16 protein-coding genes and 2 pseudogenes are annotated in these 16,363 nt (G+C 63.1%); 7 read left to right on the plus strand and 11 right to left on the minus strand.

Annotated features, from left to right (window positions below):
* Nucleotide 1 precedes the first annotated feature (1 nt).
* Nucleotides 2–1,126: a DUF2336 domain-containing protein gene (locus tag ACIU1A_RS12440; RefSeq protein WP_140517041.1), complete on the minus strand. Its 1,125-nt coding sequence runs from the start codon at nt 1,124–1,126 to the stop codon at nt 2–4.
* Between the two features lie 151 nt (nt 1,127–1,277).
* Here ACIU1A_RS12440 and ACIU1A_RS12445 point away from each other — a divergent pair, with 151 nt between their 5' ends.
* Both ACIU1A_RS12445 and ACIU1A_RS12450 read left to right on the plus strand, forming a co-directional pair.
* Nucleotides 1,278–1,730, plus strand: coding sequence for a MaoC family dehydratase (locus tag ACIU1A_RS12445; protein WP_140517043.1), 453 nt, complete (start codon nt 1,278–1,280; stop codon nt 1,728–1,730).
* Entirely contained in the window at nt 1,730–2,641 is a 912-nt protein-coding gene (locus tag ACIU1A_RS12450) for an HpcH/HpaI aldolase/citrate lyase family protein (protein WP_404927413.1), read from the plus strand. The genes ACIU1A_RS12445 and ACIU1A_RS12450 overlap by 1 nt, the downstream gene beginning before the upstream one ends.
* Here ACIU1A_RS12450 and ACIU1A_RS12455 read toward each other — a convergent pair.
* From ACIU1A_RS12455 to ACIU1A_RS12465, 3 genes and pseudogenes are all read right to left on the minus strand, one after another.
* A pseudogene (locus ACIU1A_RS12455) lies at nt 2,614–3,289 on the minus strand (methyltransferase family protein). The gene ACIU1A_RS12450 and the pseudogene ACIU1A_RS12455 sit on opposite strands and share 28 nt — an antisense overlap.
* A 202-nt stretch (nt 3,290–3,491) precedes the next feature.
* The gene (locus ACIU1A_RS12460; RefSeq protein ID WP_140880529.1) at nt 3,492–4,100 is read right to left on the minus strand and encodes a flavin reductase family protein; all 609 of its coding nucleotides are present in this window, start codon (nt 4,098–4,100) and stop codon (nt 3,492–3,494) included.
* Nucleotides 4,101–4,685 carry a nitroreductase gene (locus tag ACIU1A_RS12465; protein WP_140495834.1) on the minus strand — a complete coding sequence of 195 codons (585 nt, stop codon included), beginning with the start codon at nt 4,683–4,685 and terminating at the stop codon, nt 4,101–4,103. It lies immediately after the preceding gene.
* Nucleotides 4,686–4,839: 154 nt separating this feature from the next.
* Here ACIU1A_RS12465 and ACIU1A_RS12470 point away from each other — a divergent pair, with 154 nt between their 5' ends.
* Nucleotides 4,840–5,802 carry a hypothetical protein gene (locus ACIU1A_RS12470; RefSeq protein ID WP_404927414.1) on the plus strand — a complete coding sequence of 321 codons (963 nt, stop codon included), beginning with the start codon at nt 4,840–4,842 and terminating at the stop codon, nt 5,800–5,802.
* A 52-nt stretch (nt 5,803–5,854) separates the two neighbouring features.
* Here ACIU1A_RS12470 and ACIU1A_RS12475 read toward each other — a convergent pair whose 3' ends face one another.
* The 5 genes from ACIU1A_RS12475 to ACIU1A_RS12495 all read right to left on the minus strand — a co-directional run bounded on the left by ACIU1A_RS12475 (nt 5,855) and on the right by ACIU1A_RS12495 (nt 10,606).
* Nucleotides 5,855–6,793 carry a lysophospholipid acyltransferase family protein gene (locus ACIU1A_RS12475; protein WP_404927415.1) on the minus strand — a complete coding sequence of 313 codons (939 nt, stop codon included), beginning with the start codon at nt 6,791–6,793 and terminating at the stop codon, nt 5,855–5,857.
* A gap of 118 nt (nt 6,794–6,911) precedes the next feature.
* Nucleotides 6,912–8,888 (minus strand): threonine--tRNA ligase, encoded by a 1,977-nt coding sequence (gene thrS / locus ACIU1A_RS12480; protein ID WP_140520999.1) that lies wholly within the window; start codon nt 8,886–8,888, stop codon nt 6,912–6,914.
* Between the two features lie 147 nt (nt 8,889–9,035).
* Nucleotides 9,036–9,854 (minus strand): class D beta-lactamase, encoded by an 819-nt coding sequence (gene blaOXA, locus ACIU1A_RS12485; protein ID WP_140564055.1) that lies wholly within the window; start codon nt 9,852–9,854, stop codon nt 9,036–9,038.
* Nucleotides 9,855–9,996: 142 nt separating this feature from the next.
* Nucleotides 9,997–10,371, minus strand: a complete 375-nt coding sequence (gene yidD, locus ACIU1A_RS12490; RefSeq protein WP_404927416.1) for a membrane protein insertion efficiency factor YidD — start codon at nt 10,369–10,371, stop codon at nt 9,997–9,999.
* Nucleotides 10,372–10,447: 76 nt separating this feature from the next.
* Nucleotides 10,448–10,606, minus strand: a complete 159-nt coding sequence (locus ACIU1A_RS12495) for a hypothetical protein (RefSeq protein ID WP_140521002.1) — start codon at nt 10,604–10,606, stop codon at nt 10,448–10,450.
* Nucleotides 10,607–10,697: 91 nt separating this feature from the next.
* Between ACIU1A_RS12495 and ACIU1A_RS12500 the strand changes: the two genes are divergently transcribed.
* On the plus strand, nt 10,698–11,603 hold the full coding sequence (locus ACIU1A_RS12500; protein WP_404927417.1) for a LysR substrate-binding domain-containing protein: 906 nt from the start codon (nt 10,698–10,700) through the stop codon (nt 11,601–11,603).
* A gap of 16 nt (nt 11,604–11,619) precedes the next feature.
* On the opposite strand, the gene ACIU1A_RS12505 is transcribed toward ACIU1A_RS12500, so the two are convergent.
* Nucleotides 11,620–12,066 (minus strand): iron-sulfur cluster assembly scaffold protein, encoded by a 447-nt coding sequence (locus tag ACIU1A_RS12505; RefSeq protein ID WP_140495827.1) that lies wholly within the window; start codon nt 12,064–12,066, stop codon nt 11,620–11,622.
* A gap of 242 nt (nt 12,067–12,308) precedes the next feature.
* Between ACIU1A_RS12505 and folE the strand changes: the two genes are divergently transcribed.
* The 3 genes from folE (at nt 12,309) to ACIU1A_RS12520 (ending at nt 14,564) form a co-directional block, all read left to right on the plus strand.
* Nucleotides 12,309–12,944 (plus strand): GTP cyclohydrolase I FolE, encoded by a 636-nt coding sequence (gene folE / locus ACIU1A_RS12510; RefSeq protein WP_404927418.1) that lies wholly within the window; start codon nt 12,309–12,311, stop codon nt 12,942–12,944.
* A 92-nt stretch (nt 12,945–13,036) separates the two neighbouring features.
* Nucleotides 13,037–13,495 carry a phosphoribosyl-AMP cyclohydrolase gene (gene hisI, locus ACIU1A_RS12515; protein ID WP_404927908.1) on the plus strand — a complete coding sequence of 153 codons (459 nt, stop codon included), beginning with the start codon at nt 13,037–13,039 and terminating at the stop codon, nt 13,493–13,495.
* A gap of 97 nt (nt 13,496–13,592) precedes the next feature.
* Nucleotides 13,593–14,564: a patatin family protein gene (locus tag ACIU1A_RS12520; protein ID WP_140517059.1), complete on the plus strand. Its 972-nt coding sequence runs from the start codon at nt 13,593–13,595 to the stop codon at nt 14,562–14,564.
* Nucleotides 14,565–14,575: 11 nt separating this feature from the next.
* Here the strand turns inward: ACIU1A_RS12520 and recJ are convergent.
* A pseudogene (gene recJ, locus ACIU1A_RS12525) lies at nt 14,576–16,361 on the minus strand (single-stranded-DNA-specific exonuclease RecJ).
* Nucleotides 16,362–16,363 lie beyond the last annotated feature (2 nt).

The raw sequence follows: 16,363 nt of genomic DNA on the forward strand, positions 1-16,363 counted from the left end.
GTTAAGCGGCTGCGATCGCCAGCGCATGGCCGCGCGCATTTTCACGCAACGCAGCGAGATGGATCGACTTGATCAGCGCGGCGAGATCGCCTTCCGCGGACTGTCCGCCCAATTCCTTCAGCATCAGCCAGCTGACTTCCTGCACGCCGGCGACGCGCTTGCCGTTGGCGACCTCTCGCCAGATTTTCAGCGCGCGCAAGATGACCGCGTGCGTGGCGGCAGCCAGGCCGGCACTGCGGAACAGCGCCTGCAAGGCCACGTCGTGTCCGCCGGCCAGTAGCGCCCTCACTCTTTGGGCGGACTGCTGGCTGAGCGCGACCAGCGCCGAGCCGAAGAAGTCGACCTTACCATGCGCGATGGTGCGAATGAGGAAGCTCGCGGTGAGATCGCCGCGTAGCCTGAGATGCTCGATCAGTGCTGCATGTTCTTCCTGGCGCGTGCCCTCGATCAGCGTCACGCAGGCCTTGACGCAGGCGTCGCGCATGACGCGGTCGGCCCGGGCGGCTCCCATCAAGGCCATGACCAGCGGCGAGGTCTTGAGCATCTCACCGAGCTTGACGAGCAGCATATGCCGGCAGTCGGCAGGCAGGCGTGCATCCGATATAAGCGCCTCGCGCACCAGCGGCAGATGGCCGTGGCGCTCGGCCATGCGGCGGAAACTCAACGAAGCGATATCGGCGCCGCTGTTGGCCAAAAGCACGGCGCAGGCCTCCGCCTCGCCGATCTCTGCGATAGCCGCCGACAGCGCCATCGAGACCAATGGCCGATCGGCGATCAGTTTTTGCGTCGCCTTCGGACCTGAAGCCACGCGATTGATCAGGTCTGCGTCGGTAAGCAGTGGCGATCGCGTCAGCACGACGCCGGCGACTTCCGGCTGGTCGGAAGCAAGCGCGCTGATGATCTGGGGCGGTGCGTGATGGCTCATGGACAGCGCCTCGGCCATCGCCAGCCGTACCTTCGACGATGCATCGTCGAGCAGCAAGGTCAGCGCCGCCTCGGCGGCGCAGCGATCCTCGAACGGCAATTCCGCGTCGACATAGGCGCGGGCGAGCGCGCTTGCCGCCGCGGCGCGCTCCGATACCCTGGCCGTGTAGATCCATTTCAGGAAATGCGAGACAACAACCATACCGCCTGCTTACGCCCCTTGCCGGAAGGTTTCCGACCCCGTGCCGGACGTTAGGCCGAATTGGTTTATGAAACGTTCACCATGTTCGTTAACTGGCTTGCGAGCGCTGGATGCAGCGCCTATCAACCGTCCAGCAGCGGAGGAGAATGAAATGGCTGGGCTTTATCTCGAGGAGTTCGTCGTCGGCCATGTCTTCCAGCACACGCTGCGCAAGACCGTCACCGAGAGCGACAACATGATGTTCTCGGTGATGACGCTGAACCCGCAGCCGCTGCATATCGACTTCGATTTCGCCGCCAGGAGCGAATGGGGCAAGCCGCTGGTCAACTCGCTGTTCACGCTCGGCCTGATGATCGGCATTTCGGTCAACGACATCACCGTCGGTACGACTGTCGCCAATCTCGGCATGAAGGAAACGGTGTTTCCGCATCCGGTCTTCCATGGCGACACCATCCGCGTCGAGACCACTGTCGTCTCGGTGCGCGAATCCAGGTCGAAGCCCGATCGCGGCATCGTCGAGTTCGAACATCGGGCCTATAACCAGAACGGCGACCTCGTCGCCAAATGCACGAGACACGCCATGATGCTGAAGAAGATAGCCTGATGCGTTCGCTGCTGTTCGTTCCCGGCGATTCCGAGAGGAAGCTGGAGAAGGGCTTTCGCGCCGGCGCCGATGTGGTCATTGTCGATCTCGAGGATTCAGTGGCGCCCCACAACAAGGCATCGGCGCGAAAGATCGCGGCGCGCTTCGTCGTCAACCACCGGGCGCAAACACGATCGGCGATCTACGTCAGGGTCAACGACCTGTCGACCGGACTGACGGACGACGACCTTGCGGCGCTCATTCCGGCAACGCCCGACGGCGTCATACTGCCCAAATCGGCTGGCGGCCAGGATGTCCAGCACCTCTCGGCAAAGCTCAGGCTGCGCGAAGCGGAGAACGGCCTGGCCGACGGCGCGACAAAAATTCTGCCGATCATTACCGAAACACCGGCGGCCGTGCTGGCGGCGGCGAGCTACGCCGGGGCAAGCGCGCGGCTTGCCGGGCTGACCTGGGGCGCGGAAGACCTGTCGGCGGCGATCGGCGCGCGCACCACCCGCGACCAGCATGGCCGTTACACCGAAATATTCCGCTTCGCTCGCGCCATGACCATTCTCGCCGCCGGCGCGGCGGAAGTCGCGGCGATCGACACCGTCTTCCCGAATTTCCGCGATATGGCGGCCTTCGAGGCCGAATGCAGGGAGGCCGAACGTGACGGCTTCACCGGCAAGATGGCGATCCACCCTGATCAGGTGCCGGTCATAAACGCCGCCTTCACGCCCTCGGTGGAAGCGGTGCAACAATCGGCGGCAATTGTCGCGGCATTCCAGGCGGCGGGAAATCCCGGCGTCGTCGGCATCGACGGCAAGATGTATGACCGGCCGCATCTGCGGCTGGCCGAGCGGCTTCTGGCACGCGCCCGGGCAGCCGGAATCCCGCCTGACCGCTACCAGACCAACGGGATCAGGCGGTAGCGGACATGGGCCGCATAGTCGTCATAGCCGCGCAGGCCGGTGCGAAGCGTTTTTTCCTCGATGAATGTGCGGATGGCCAAGAGAACGATGAACACGACGACCAGTGCCAGCCCCCACCAGGAGCCGAGCAGGAGAGCCGTGCCGGCAAAGAAGAGGATGGCGCCGGCATACATGGGATGGCGCACATAGCTATAGGGACCCGTTGTGATCACTTGCTGTCCGCGCTCCGCCTGGATCTTCACGACGGGCGCCGCGAAGCTATTCTCCAGCATCGTCAGATAGCTGATCCATAGTCCGACCAGCAGAACCAGCGCACCGATCACCTGTACCCAGACCGGAACGACGGACCAGCCGAAGCGGTAGTCGAAACCCATGAAGGCCAGCCAGGCAAATATGCCGAGCAGGAGTATGCTCAACAGAACCTTGTCGGCCGCGGTCTGGTCCTTCTGGATGGGAGAGCTCAGCCGTTCGTTCATCAGCCCGGGATCGCGCCGGGCCAGCGTCACGCCAAGGGTCAGGCTCAGCCCGGTCATCACCGCCAGATATACCCAGGCTCCCGGCCAAGGTCAGCGTACCCGCTGTCAGGAAAAGCAGCGCGCCCATGGCGCCGAACCACACGAACGTCTGGAGGATCAATCTCGAGACCATGATCAACCTTCCATGATATTTGCCGTCGGCATTTACCCGCAACAGACTGCCGCCGACCCTCAGCGGACTATCGCCCATCCGCGCCTGGACGAAACGGTCCTGGTGTGCAGAAGGTTTCGTCATGCCGCGTCATCAAGCTCAGGGCGCGTCGTGATGACGGCTCGCCGTCAGGAAAGCACAGTGACTGGGCGCCCCTTGCGGGCTAATCCTTGCCCCAACGCGGCCGGCGCATCGAAAACACTTCGTTGACGCTGGCATAATCCATGTAGCCGAGGCGAGCGACATTGCCGGCCTTGCTGATATCGAACAGGCCGTCTTTCAGATAGGCATCGTCAATATGCACGCCGATCACTTCGCCGGCCACGACGACGGCGCTGGTCGGCGTTCCGTCCAGGGCCTTTGGCCGGAACACTTCGGTCACCTTGCATTCGAGTGCGGCGGGTGCGGCCGCCACGCGCGGCGGCGCGACAAGACGCGACGGCGCCATGGCGAGATCGGCATAGACGAACTCGTTGACGCCGCGCGGCGCGTCGACCGACGTCCGGTTCATCTTCTCGGCCAGATCGCGGCCGACCAGATTGGCGACGAACTCGCCGGTCTCCTGGGCGAAGGAGGCGCTGTCCTTCTCGCCCTCGGAGGAAAACCAGACGATGAAGGGCCTTGTCGAAACGGCATTGAAGAAGGAATAGGGCGCGAGGTTGATCTCGCCGGCCCCGTTCAGGGTCGAGATCCAGCCGATCGGGCGCGGCGCCACGATCGCCTTCGACGGATCGTGCGGCAGTCCGTGCCCCTTTGACGGCTCGTAGAACACTTAGCCCGCCCAGGGCCCGGCATAGTCCGCATAAAGCTTTGCCGGATCGGGGCGCGGCCGCTCCGGCGCCGGGCCGCCATAGGAGCCGATATGGACGAAGCCGATGACGCGCTCTTGCGGCGCCAGCCCCAGGATCGCCCTGCCTTCCGGCACGTCTGAATACCAGTTGCTGATCATGTTGGTGCCATAGCCCAGTGCGTTGGCAGCAATCATCAGGTTCATCGCCGCCATGCCGCCGGACAGGAACATCTCCCATTGCGGGATTTTTGGATTTTCCTTCGGCACCGACACGACGCCGATGACCAGCGGCGCGCGCGAGAAGCGCGCCAGCTCCTGGTTGCGGCGGCCATCCGGTAAAGGTCCCTCCCGCTGTTCGGCAAGGGCCGCCAGCTTCCTGCCGATTTCGATGCGGGCATCACCGCGATAAAGAATGAAGCGCCAGGGCTCGAGCCGACCATGATCGGGCACGCGCGTGGCCGCGGCGATCATCGTGGCGATCTCGGCGTCGCCGGGCGCGGGCTCCTTCAAGTCCGGTATCGGCGCTGAATTGCGGGTCAGCAGGAAGTCGATGATCGGGGACGCCATGGGCGCAAGTCTCCTAAGTTCGATTTTGAGCTGAAGCGCGCCATGGGAATGCGGGGCGGCTCGGGCATCGACGCGGGCGCGCCAGGCTGGAGAGTCGTATCGGTCAGACTCTTAAGCCTTGAAATTGCCACCGCCATGGGCTTCAACGCAAGGCATGTTTGAGGGGACTTTGCGTCTTTTCCTGATCTGGGTCTGCACCCTGCTGCTCATGGCGCCGGTTTCCTTTGCCGTGGCGCAGAATGTGGATGGCGTCAGCGACCTGAAGCTTCCCGGAATTTCGAGCTATGCGACGCCGAAAGGCGAGACATCGCTGGCGCTGGGCGGCGGCGGCGCCATCACCTTGTCCGCGCAGTTGACCGACAAGGGAGGCGACATCACCCGCGGCATCGTCTGGCGCGTCTTCAAGCCGGAGACCGTCAACGGCAAGTTGCCGATGGTGGCTTCCGCCCATGGCGGCACGGCGGTCTTCCAGCTCGAACCCGGCAGCTATCTGGTTCACGCTTCCTACGGCCGGGCCGGCGCCACCAAGCGCATCACCGTCGGCAAGGACGCCAAGCGCGAGAGCCTGGTGCTCGATGCCGGCGGCCTGAAGCTCGACGCCGTCCTTTCGGGAGGGGCGCGCATCCCGCCAAAGAAGCTGCGCTTCTCGATCTATGAGGGCAATGCCGAACCCAATGGCGATCGCGCGCTGATCATTCCCGACGTCGAGCCCAACAGCGTCGTGCGTCTCAATGCCGGCATCTACCACGTGGTCTCGACCTATGGCGCGGTCAATGCCGTCATCCGCTCCGACATCCGCGTCGAGGCCGGCAAGCTGACCGAAGCCACCGTCGAGCATCACGCCGCCGAGATTACCTTGAAGCTCGTGCGTGAAGCGGGCGGCGAAGCGATCGCCGACACGTCGTGGTCGCTGCTCAACGAATCCGGCGATCCGATCAAGGAAACCGTCGGCGCCTTCGCCTCCATGGTGCTGGCCGAAGGCGACTACACGATCATCGCCAAGAACCGCGACCGGATCTACCAGAAGGATTTCACTGTCGTGGCCGGACAGAACCAGGAAATCGAGGTTCTCGCGACGGAAGCAGCCGCGATGGATCCGGAAGAAGGCGCGGATTAGTCAATTCCGCAAAGCCTCGAGCCGCTTCCCTTCGGATCTCCACGAAATGGACCTACGCCGCCAGCTTGGCTCGTGCCGGCAGGAATGGAATCCGGCGGCGAGGAACCGGCGGCGCCAGATCGAAGACGCCTCTATAGAGGCGCTCGAGCAGCGCCTTGCGGTCGCGCACGGGCTCCAGTTCATTCCAACTCAGCACATCGCCGACACGCACGTCGATCGACTTGCCGGAAAGCCGGGCGAACTCGTGGATAAGCAGCGAAATGCGCAGCGTCAGCGATGCCTTGCCGACGAACTTCGCCACGCGTCCATCACGCTCGGCCATGTTCATGGGACCGCTGACCAGATGGAACAGCCTGCCGTTCTGGCCGGAGAAATGCATCGGCACTACGGAAGCCTTGGCATCCTGTACCAAGCGGGCCGGAAACATCTTCCATGGCAGGTCCCGTGCCCGGCCAAAGCCTTTTGGCGCAGTGGCGACGCCGCCGGCCGGAAACACCACGATAGTGACACCTTCCTTCAAGAGCCGCACCGCCTCGTGACGCACCGCCATGTTGTTCTTCAACGCGTCCTTGGTTTCGGAAAAGTCGATCGGCAGCGAATAGGGCTCCATCTCGCTGATCTTGAGCAGATCCTTGTGGATCATGACCCGGAACGGCCGCCCGAGCTGCTCGGCCAGCGACAGCACGGCAATCCCGTCGCCGATGCCAAAGGGATGATTGGCGACGATCACCAGCGGCGTGTCAGGCAGGGTCTGCGGGGGCCATTGGTCGGGGGTTCGCACCCGCACATCGATCAATTCGAGCATGCGGCTGAACACGCGCTCGCCGGACGGGACCACCTGGCGGCGCCAAAAATCATAAAGCGCTGCAAAACGGTCGCGTCCGGACAGGCCTTCGATGGAATGGATGACCCACCGCGTCAGCGCTGGCTGTCGGGGATTAGCATAGGAAAGCTCGGGAAACGGTTTTTCACGCAATTTCAGCTTGAGCATGAGGGCTTGTTACAAGACTGCCGTGACAGGGATGTGAAAATGGAGGGATGTGAAGACGGTGCGATATGGAAATGGCGGTGGACTGCTCCACCGCCATTCCGCTTGAAATACTACCGGATCAGGCCGCAGGTTTGCGTCGGCGATCGGGCGTGATCGCTTCTTCGGTCAGCTGCGCGACCGCTTGGGCGAGACCCAGCGACTCCTGATCGCGCGATCCGAGGCGGCGCATGTTGACCGTCTGCTCTTCCGCCTCGCGCTTGCCGCAGACGAGGATGACCGGAACCTTGGCAAGGCTGTGCTCACGGACCTTATAGTTGATCTTCTCGTTGCGCAGATCCGCCTCGGCGGACAAGCCCGCGGCTTTCAGCTTCGCCACCACTTCGTTCGCATAGCCGTCGGCGTCCGAAGTGATCGTCGCCACCACTACCTGCAGCGGCGCGAACCACAGCGGGAAATGGCCGGAATAGTTCTCGATCAGGATGCCGAGGAAGCGCTCCATCGAGCCGCAGATGGCACGGTGCACCATGACAGGCTGTTTCTTCTCGGAATCCGAGCCGATGTAGAAGGCACCGAAACGCTCCGGCAGGTTGAAGTCGACCTGCGTGGTGCCGCATTGCCATTCGCGGCCGATGGCATCCTTCAGCACATATTCGAACTTCGGCCCGTAGAAGGCGCCCTCGCCAGGATTGATCGAGGTCTTGATGCGGTTGCCCGATCGCGTCCTGATCGTCTCCAGCACGCCGCTCATGATCGCTTCGGCGTGATCCCAGGCTTCGTCGGTGCCGACGCGCTTGTCCGGCCGGGTCGACAGCTTCACGCTGATTTCGTCGAAGCCGAAATCGGCATAGGTCGACAGAATCAGATCGTTGATACGCAGGCACTCCGACGCCAGTTGCTCCTCGGTGCAGAAAATATGCGCGTCATCCTGCGTGAAACCGCGCACGCGCATCAGCCCGTGTAGCGCGCCCGACGGCTCATAGCGATGCACATTGCCGAATTCCGCAAGCTTTACCGGCAGGTCGCGATAGGATTTCAACCCGTGCTTGAATATCTGCACATGGCCAGGACAGTTCATCGGCTTCAGCGCGAACACGCGGTCGTCATCGGTGTCGTCGCCGGCAACCGTGACCTTGAACATGGCGTCGCGGTACCAGCCCCAATGGCCCGACGTCTCCCACAGGCTCTTGTCGAGCACCTGCGGTGCGTTGACCTCCTGGTAGCCCTGCTCGTCGAGGCGGCGGCGCATGTAGTTGACCAGGTTCTGGAACATCTTCCAGCCCTTGGCATGCCAGAAGACGACACCGGGCCCCTCTTCCTGGAAATGGAACAAATCCATCTCGCGGCCGAGCTTCCTGTGGTCGCGCTTTTCGGCTTCCTCCAGCATTGTCTGGTAGGCGTCGAGCTGCGCCTGATCAGCCCACGCCGTGCCGTAGATGCGCGTCAGCATCGGGTTGTTCGAATCTCCGCGCCAATAGGCGCCCGCCACCTTCATCAGCTTGAAGGCATTGCCGATCTGCCCGGTCGAGGCCATGTGCGGACCGCGGCAAAGGTCGAACCAGTCTCCTTGCGCGTAGATCTTGAGATCCTGATCGTCAGGAATGGCGTCGATCAGTTCCAGCTTGTAGCGCTCGCCCTTGTCGGCAAAGACCTTTTTGGCCTTGTCGCGCGACCAGACTTCCTTCGTGAACGGCTTGTTGCGCGCAATGATCTCGCGCATCTTCTTCTCGATCACCGGGAAGTCGTCCGGAGTGAACGGCTCGTTGCGGGCGAAGTCGTAGTAGAATCCGTTCTCGATTACCGGCCCGATGGTCACCTGCGTTCCCGGCCATATCTCCTGCACGGCCTCCGCCAGCACGTGTGCCGCGTCATGGCGGATGAGTTCCAGCGCGCGCGGATCGTCGCGGGTGATGATCTCGATCTTGCCGGACTTGCCGAGCGGATCGGAGAGATCGCGCACGGTACCGTCGATGGCATAGGCCACGGCCTTCTTGGCCAGCGACTTGGAGATCGATTCGGCAAGGCCTGCACCGGTCATCGCCGCATCGTAGTCGCGCACGGAGCCATCGGGAAATGTCAGGGAAACGGCATTCAGCATCAGGTATTCTCCTATCCAGTCCCGCAAACGAGCGCGGGTGGTGAAATGCAGGTCGTCAGCTGTTCGAGGCTGCGACCTGCCAGGTAGCCGGAGGCGTCCGGCGGCGGCAGTCTTTTATGGGCAGATGCCGCCGCCGTAAAGCCTCGGCTATTTAATCAGCATTGGCAGGTCCTTCAGGAAGGCCGCGCGCGTCGCGAGCCCCTTCGGCATGTCGCTCCGCTTCGTATCGACGACGAGCCGGGCAAACACGATCTGGCGGCCGTCTTTCTGCGCCCAGCCGACGAACCAGCCGAGTGAACGCCTGTCCTTGCCGCCCTCGCCGACCCTGGTGCTGCCCGTCTTGCCCTGGACGGTCCAGTCGCCGGCCTTGAAGCTGGGCATGACGGCTTTCGTCATGTCGTGAGCCTTGGCCGAGACCGGCATCTTGCCGGCGAGGAGCTTACGCAGGAAGTCTATCTGTTCGACCGGCGTGATCTTGAGCGAGGAGTTCACCCACGAGTGGGTCAGGCCGTCATTCTTGCCGGGATCGCCGGAAACGTCCGCATTGCCATAGCCGAACTTCGAGACGTAGCCGGCAAAGCTCTCCGGTCCAAGCCGGCGGGTGATCTCGCGCGAATACCACAGCACCGAGTCCCGCTCCCAGATCGTCGGATCGACGGTCTTGTGGTCCCGCTTGACCGCCTTGAATTCAGGCTTGTAGCCCCAGCTCGGCGTGTGTTCGTCGCTGAGTATGCCGGCATCGTAACCGATCAGCGACAGCGGCACCTTGAACGTCGAGGCCGGGCTGAACCGCTGATCGCAGACGCCGTTCTGGTAAAGCGTCTTGCCGCTCTGTGCATCGGCGATCAACGTGCACTGCACATCCCCGAGCGGCGCCGATTGCGCGCGCATCGGAAATCCCAGAAGCCAGGCAAGCAGGAACAGGACTCCGGCAAGGATGAAGGGAAGACGGTCGACATTGCGCATTGGATGCTCGCTCCAGAGGGGGTTCGGCGAGCGGCTTAGCGAGGTCTCTTGTCTCGATTTTGTCTCAAATTCGCAGTTGTTGTGCAGGCTGCCGTTAACCCTACCAGATCGTAAACGGTTGCCTTGAAGAACTGACCGGCAGTCAGCTTCGCGCCTCGTCGCGGTTGCTGCCGATCCGCCAATATCGCCACGGCGTGAACCAGACATACCGATCCGCCAGAACCTCCGGAACAAGGTCGACGCCATGGGTGCCGAATGGTCCGCAGCGCAGAACCCTGAAAAATCCCATCCAGCCGCCGGCCCAAAGACCATGGCGGGCGATCGCCTCATGCGCATATTCCGAGCAGGTCGGCAGATGACGGCAGGAATTGCCGATGAAGCTGGACAGCGTCAGTTGATAGAGGCGCACCAGCGACGTGCCCAACACCCGGCCGGGGGTCTTGCGCCACGGGCCGGACCAGTTGCGGCCGCGCCGCGGCGGCCCGGTTGTATGTGCATGCCCATGCTGGTCGCCCACTGCGATCTCCGTCTTTCCAGACGATAGATGTGGGCTTCATCGGGAGAACGCAATCCCGCCCCTGCTTGCTGAGCTTTCACGGGCGGAAGCGGCGAAGTGGCTGCCGATCAGCCGGCGGTGCCCACCGGCAGGGGCTAGGCTGCTCTTCGTGGTGCTTTCGACAGGTTTTTTCGTCACGCCACTGAAACGTTGCAATCCGCATCACATCGCCAAAAATCTCCAGCAACTGGATCATGGCCGTATCTCCTTGGCGACGAGTAGACCGCCGCTGGCCTTCGCCTTCAAACGAGTATAATTTCCACTTCGGATAATCCTGGGTTATGCGAATGAAGCGTGGGCGACTGCCGCTGACGGCCTTGAGGAGCTTTGAAGCAGCCGGGCGGCACCTGAGTTTCAGCAGGGCGGCCGAGGAGCTTTTCGTCTCGCAGGCAGCGATCAGCCGGCAGATCCGCGAGCTCGAGATCTTTCTGCGCCGGCCCCTGTTCGAACGTCACCATCGCCGCGTCGAACTGACCGATGCGGGCCGCCGGCTGCTCAGTCAGCTGGTCAGGAGTTTCGACGCCATCGACGCCCTGCTTTCAGAGTTGGCGGCGGCTCCCGCGCAGACAGTGGTTCGTGTCAGCGTCGAGCCGTCTCTGGCATCGGTATGGCTGGTGCCGCGGCTCAACCGTTTTCGCCAATTGCGGCCCGACATCGACGTCGCGCTCGAAGTCGATCCAAGGCTGATTGAGTTTCGCGGCGACCAGCCTGAACTTGCGTTACGCTTCAGTGCGCATGCAGCCTCGTGGCCGCGCAGCGAGGCCGAGCGGCTTGCCTCGACGGTCGATTCACCGGTTCTGTCGCCGGCGCTGCTTGCCGCGGGACCTCCCCTCGACAAGCCGGCCGACCTTGGCCGCTATACGCTGTTGCATGAGGAAAACCGACAGGGTTGGGCGCGCTGGTTTGAGGCGGCTGGTGTGCCTGCCGACGCCGTGCCCGCGCGCGGTCCCATGCTGGCGGATGCATCGCTTTCGAAGCAGGCCGCCCTGCTCGGACACGGCGTGGCGCTGGGCGATCTCCTGCAGATCGGCGAAGAGCTCGCCTCCGGCACGTTGGTCAAGCCGTTCGACATCGACGTCGCGTCCGGCGCCTATTGGCTGGTGGCCAGAAGCCTGCGCGATCTCCCCGAGCCAGCCGCCGCGTTCGCCGACTGGGTGAGAAGCGAATTCGCCGAAAGCAGACGGCTCCAATAGGCCGCCAAATGGGCTATCAGGCGGCTTCTTCGGCGCGCTTCTTCTCGATCTGACCGATCGCGTCGACCACCGCGTCGAAGGTCAACATGGTCGAGGCATGGCGCGCCTTGTAGTCGCGCACGGGTTCCAGATATTTGAGATCGGCGAAGCGGCCTTCCGGCGGCGCTCCGTTCTCTTTCAGCATTTTCAGCATGGTCTCGCGCACCGCGCGCAATTCGTCGGCCGTAGCGCCAACCACATGCTGCGCCATGATGGAGGACGAGGCCTGGCCGAGCGCGCAGGCCTTCACGTCATGTGCGAAATCGGTAACCACGCCGTCTGCCATATTGAGATCGACGGTAACGGTAGAGCCGCACAATTTGGAATGTGCCCTCGCGCTGGCGTCGGGATGATCGAGCCGGCCGATCCGTGTGATATTTCCGGCAAAACCGAGAATTTTCGCATTGTAGACGTCGTTGATCATTATTTTCCAGTCCGTCGCCGCCAAGCGAACAGCGTTTGCCGCTGACGCGTCTTTCTTTCGCTCGTCATGACCATATATAATGGTGGCAGTCCGGTATCGACAAGGCGACGAAAAGCCCACGTCTTTGCCGCAGTTTGCTCACGCCGCTTACGGGGCTGGAAACCGGGCGAGTTTCCGACGCCGAAAGGTCGTGGTCCGTTCAACTCGTTCCTCCTGAGAGAGGGACTACGGGAGACGCCTTTATGGATGCCGTTATCAAGAAGTTCATGCCCCAGTCGGCCTACATGGAAAAGCCCGTCACCGACCGGCCGAGCGAGGCCGAGGTCGAGGCTGCGGTACGCACGCTTTTGCGCTGGACCGGCGACAACCCCGATCGCGAAGGCCTGGTCGACACGCCCAAGCGGGTGGCCAAGGCCTATCGGGAAATGTTCGGCGGCTATGACATGTGCCCGGCCGAAGAGCTTGGCCGCACCTTCGAGGAAGTGGCTGGTTACGACGACCTTGTCATCGTCAAGGACATCCAGTTCCATTCGCATTGCGAACATCACATGGTGCCGATCATCGGCAAGGCCCATGTCGGCTATCTGCCGGATAGCAAGGTCGTCGGCCTGTCCAAGATCGCGCGCGTGGTCGATATCTTCGCCCATCGCCTGCAGACCCAGGAAGCCATGACCGCGCAGATCGCCGGCGTCATTCAGGATGTGCTCAATCCGCGCGGCGTTGCCGTGATGATCGAGGCCGAGCACATGTGCATGGCCATGCGCGGCATCCGCAAGCAGGGCTCCACCACGCTGACCTCGACCTTCACCGGCGTGTTCAAGGATACTCCCGAAGAACAGGTTCGTTTCGTCACCATGGTGCGCGGCGGTGGGGTCTAAGCCCTCTCGCCCGGCATCGCCGGACCATGATTCCGAAAGGTGGGTACCGGTTTTCGGATAAGATCATGGTCAAACAGGAAGATAGCCCGGCGATGTCGGCACTGGAATTTTCGAAGGCTCCCTCAGACAAGAAAGCGCTGGAAGAAGGCGCGGTGTTTTCACCGCGCTTCGATGCCGCCGGCTTGGTCACCGTCGTCGTCACCGATGCGGCGGACGGCATGCTTTTGATGGTCGCGCACATGAATGCGCAGGCTCTGGCGTTGACGCTTGAAACAGGTATCGCCCACTACTGGTCGCGTTCGCGCAATGCGCTGTGGAAGAAGGGCGAAACGTCAGGCAATCTCCAGCATGTCGTCGAGGTGCTCACGGATTGTGACCAGGACGCCATATGGTTGCGCGTCAATGTGCTAGGCCACGACGCAACTTGTCACACGGGCCGGCGTTCCTGCTTCTATCGGACGGTGGGGCTGATCGACGGCAAGGCGATGCTTGCCGACGATGGCAGTGAGCCCTTGTTCGATGCGGAAAAAACGTATCGGAAGCTCCCGTGAATGACCAGCTTGAACCTTCTTCCCGCAGCCAACCACATAGATTCACCATTTCGATACGGCCCGCCTATATATTAGCCGTGGGACAAGGGAGATCATGATGCTCGAGTGGGCGTCATTGCGTAACAGAGCGGACGTACGAGAGGCGAATGGTCCCGCTTCGTCCGGCGGCGCGTCCGAAACAACATCACCAAAGAAAACTGGCATTTCGCTTGCCCTGGGCGGCGGCTGCGCAAGAGGCTGGGCGCATATCGGCGTGCTGCGCGCGCTCGATGAAGCCGGCATCGAGGTTTCGATGATTGCCGGCACCTCGATCGGCGCGCTGGTCGGCGGCTGTTATCTTGCTGGAAAACTGGACGAACTGGAAGAGTTCGCCCGCAGCCTCACCAGGCGGCGCATCTTCGGCCTGCTCGATCTCAACCTGCGCGGCAGCGGTCTGTTCGGCGGCATGAAGCTGGATGCGCGCCTGCGTGAGCATGTGGCCGGCATTCGCTTTGAGGACTTGTCCAAACCGTTCGTCGCGGTCGCTTCCGAAATCCGCACCGGCCATGAGATCTGGCTGTCGAACGGCTCGCTGATAACAGCCATGCGCGCTTCCTATGCCTTGCCCGGCGTGTTCGAGCCGGTGACTTGCAATGGCCGCGTGTTGGTCGACGGAGCTTTGGTCAATCCGGTGCCGGTGTCGGTCTGCCGCGCCTATGAGCAGCCGCTGGTTGTCGCGGTCAACCTTCATTACGACCTGTTCGGCCGTGCCGCCGTCATCAAGCATAGCGCCGGCGAACTAGTCGTCGAGAACGATGCACCGCGCAGTGGCCAATTCGACCCGGAGCACCGGGCGCATCAGACGCGGCTTGGCATCACCGGCGTCATGGTCGAGGCCTTCAACATCATCCAGGATCGAATCTCGCGCGCCAGGCTCGCCGGCGATCCACCCGACATGTCGCTGCAGCCCAAGCTCAGTCATATCGGTCTGACCGAATTCCACCGCGCCGACGAGGCGATCCAGATCGGCTATCGGGCAACGATGGCACAGATCGGCGAACTGACCCGGCTGCAGACGGTTCTCGCCTGATCAAACACGCATCAGGCGCGTGCCGCGTCGACGATGCGGAACTGCACGCTGCGATTGCCGTTCCAGTAATTGCCCGACAATGAGCCGGCGACGTGGATCGTCTTACCGCGGTTCTTGAACAGGAAGTCGCCGAGCACGGTGTCGACGGCACGAAAGGCGATCGCCTGGATGCGACCGCCACTGCCCGACTGGAGGTCGGCGCGGATGTGGTTGGTGCCGACCAGCCGGGCGTCGGCCAGCCGATGGCGAGGCAGCGCGAAAACAGGCGCGACATGCCCTGCACCGAACGGGCCGGCCTTTTCCAACGCATCCAGCAAGGCCGGTGTCGCACCCTCGGCGGCAAGCGCGCCGTCGATCGCCAGGCTTTCCTCGTCTTGCAATCGGAACACGTCGGCTGCTGCGCGCTCCTCGAAAAATGCCCTGAGCTCGCCGAGCCGCGTGCGCTCGACGGTAATGCCGGCTGCCATGCCATGGCCGCCGCCCTTGACGATCAGCCCGGCATCTGCGGCTTCGCGCACCAGCCGGCCGAGATCGAAGCCCGACACCGAGCGACCTGAACCGGTGCCGGTGCCGGTGGCGTTGAAGGCGATGGCGAAGGCCGGCCGTCGGGCATGGTCCTTGAGCCGGGAGGCAAGCAGGCCGACGATGCCGGGATGCCAGTTGGTGCTAGCGGTAACGACGATGGCCGGCCCGCTGCCGCCGGCAAGCTCGGCATCGGCCTCGGCACGCGCCGCGGCCAGCATCTCCTGTTCCATCAGCTGCCGCTCCTGGTTGAGCCGATCGAGCATCTCGGCGATGGTGCGGGCCTCGACCGGATCGTCGGTCGCAAGCAGCCGGCTGCCGAGGGCGGCGTCGCCGATGCGCCCGCCGGCGTTGATGCGCGGTCCGATCAGGTAGGCCAGATGAAAGGTGCTGAGCGGCTCGCCGACGCGTGAGACCCGCGCCAGCGCAGACATTCCCTCGTTCTTCTGCTGGCGCGCCACTTGCAAGCCCTTGACGACGAAGGCACGGTTGACGCCGGTGAGCGGCACCACATCGCAGACCGTGGCCAGCGCCACGAGATCGAGCAGCGAGAGCAGGTCCGGCGGCGTGGCGTCGGCCAGCCGGCCGCGCAGGACCTTGGTCGTCTGCACCAGCGCGAGAAAAACCACGCCGGCGGCGCAGAGATGGCCCTGTCCGGAAAGGTCGTCGTCCCGGTTCGGGTTGACCACCGCGTGTGCCGCCGGCAAGGCGCCGCCGACCTGGTGATGGTCGAGCACCACGACATCGGCACCGGCGGCATTGGCCGCGTTAATGGAAGCCGCGCTGTTGGTGCCGCAATCGACGGTGACGATCAGCGTCGCGCCGCGCGAGACGAGCTCGCGCATGGCTTCGGGATTGGGACCGTAACCCTCGAAGATCTCGATCGGGAATGTAGATTTCCGACGATATCGAGAAATGCGCGAGGAAGCGTTTGAGCAAGGCCGACGAGGCGGCGCCATCGACATCGTAGTCGCCGAAGATCGCCACCTTCTCCCGGGCCATCACCGCGGCGGCTATTCGAATGGCTGCCTTGTCCATGTCGGTCAGCGAAGCCGGGTCCGGCAGCAGGTCGCGGATCGTCGGGTCGAGAAAGCGCTCCGCCTGTTCCGCCGTCACGCCACGTCCGGCAAGCACGCGCGCGACGATATCGGGCACGCCGTGCCCCTGTGCGATGGCAAGCGCGACCATGTCCTGCCGCTCGGTCAGCCGATGTTCCCAGGAAACACCGGTGGCCGACTGTCGGACATCGAGAAAAGAGCGTCTTTCGCCCGTCATGC

Origin of the sequence: Mesorhizobium maamorense (assembly GCF_044998965.1) — a bacterium.
Taxonomy (GTDB): domain Bacteria; phylum Pseudomonadota; class Alphaproteobacteria; order Rhizobiales; family Rhizobiaceae; genus Mesorhizobium.

What these genes read in the sequence shown, in the direction of transcription:
- ACIU1A_RS12505 (WP_140495827.1), bottom strand. Translation starts at nt 12,066, where the DNA reads ATGATCAACGACGTCTACAATGCGAAAATTCTCGGTTTTGCCGGAAAT.
- ACIU1A_RS12465 (WP_140495834.1), bottom strand. Translation starts at nt 4,685, where the DNA reads ATGGCGTCCCCGATCATCGACTTCCTGCTGACCCGCAATTCAGCGCCG.
- ACIU1A_RS12450 (WP_404927413.1), top strand. Translation starts at nt 1,730, where the DNA reads ATGCGTTCGCTGCTGTTCGTTCCCGGCGATTCCGAGAGGAAGCTGGAG.
- ACIU1A_RS12445 (WP_140517043.1), top strand. Translation starts at nt 1,278, where the DNA reads ATGGCTGGGCTTTATCTCGAGGAGTTCGTCGTCGGCCATGTCTTCCAG.
- thrS (WP_140520999.1), bottom strand. Translation starts at nt 8,888, where the DNA reads ATGCTGAATGCCGTTTCCCTGACATTTCCCGATGGCTCCGTGCGCGAC.
- blaOXA (WP_140564055.1), bottom strand. Translation starts at nt 9,854, where the DNA reads ATGCGCAATGTCGACCGTCTTCCCTTCATCCTTGCCGGAGTCCTGTTC.
- ACIU1A_RS12475 (WP_404927415.1), bottom strand. Translation starts at nt 6,793, where the DNA reads ATGCTCAAGCTGAAATTGCGTGAAAAACCGTTTCCCGAGCTTTCCTAT.
- folE (WP_404927418.1), top strand. Translation starts at nt 12,309, where the DNA reads ATGGATGCCGTTATCAAGAAGTTCATGCCCCAGTCGGCCTACATGGAA.
- ACIU1A_RS12500 (WP_404927417.1), top strand. Translation starts at nt 10,698, where the DNA reads ATGAAGCGTGGGCGACTGCCGCTGACGGCCTTGAGGAGCTTTGAAGCA.
- hisI (WP_404927908.1), top strand. Translation starts at nt 13,037, where the DNA reads ATGTCGGCACTGGAATTTTCGAAGGCTCCCTCAGACAAGAAAGCGCTG.
- ACIU1A_RS12520 (WP_140517059.1), top strand. Translation starts at nt 13,593, where the DNA reads ATGCTCGAGTGGGCGTCATTGCGTAACAGAGCGGACGTACGAGAGGCG.
- ACIU1A_RS12470 (WP_404927414.1), top strand. Translation starts at nt 4,840, where the DNA reads ATGTTTGAGGGGACTTTGCGTCTTTTCCTGATCTGGGTCTGCACCCTG.
- ACIU1A_RS12440 (WP_140517041.1), bottom strand. Translation starts at nt 1,126, where the DNA reads ATGGTTGTTGTCTCGCATTTCCTGAAATGGATCTACACGGCCAGGGTA.
- ACIU1A_RS12495 (WP_140521002.1), bottom strand. Translation starts at nt 10,606, where the DNA reads ATGATCCAGTTGCTGGAGATTTTTGGCGATGTGATGCGGATTGCAACG.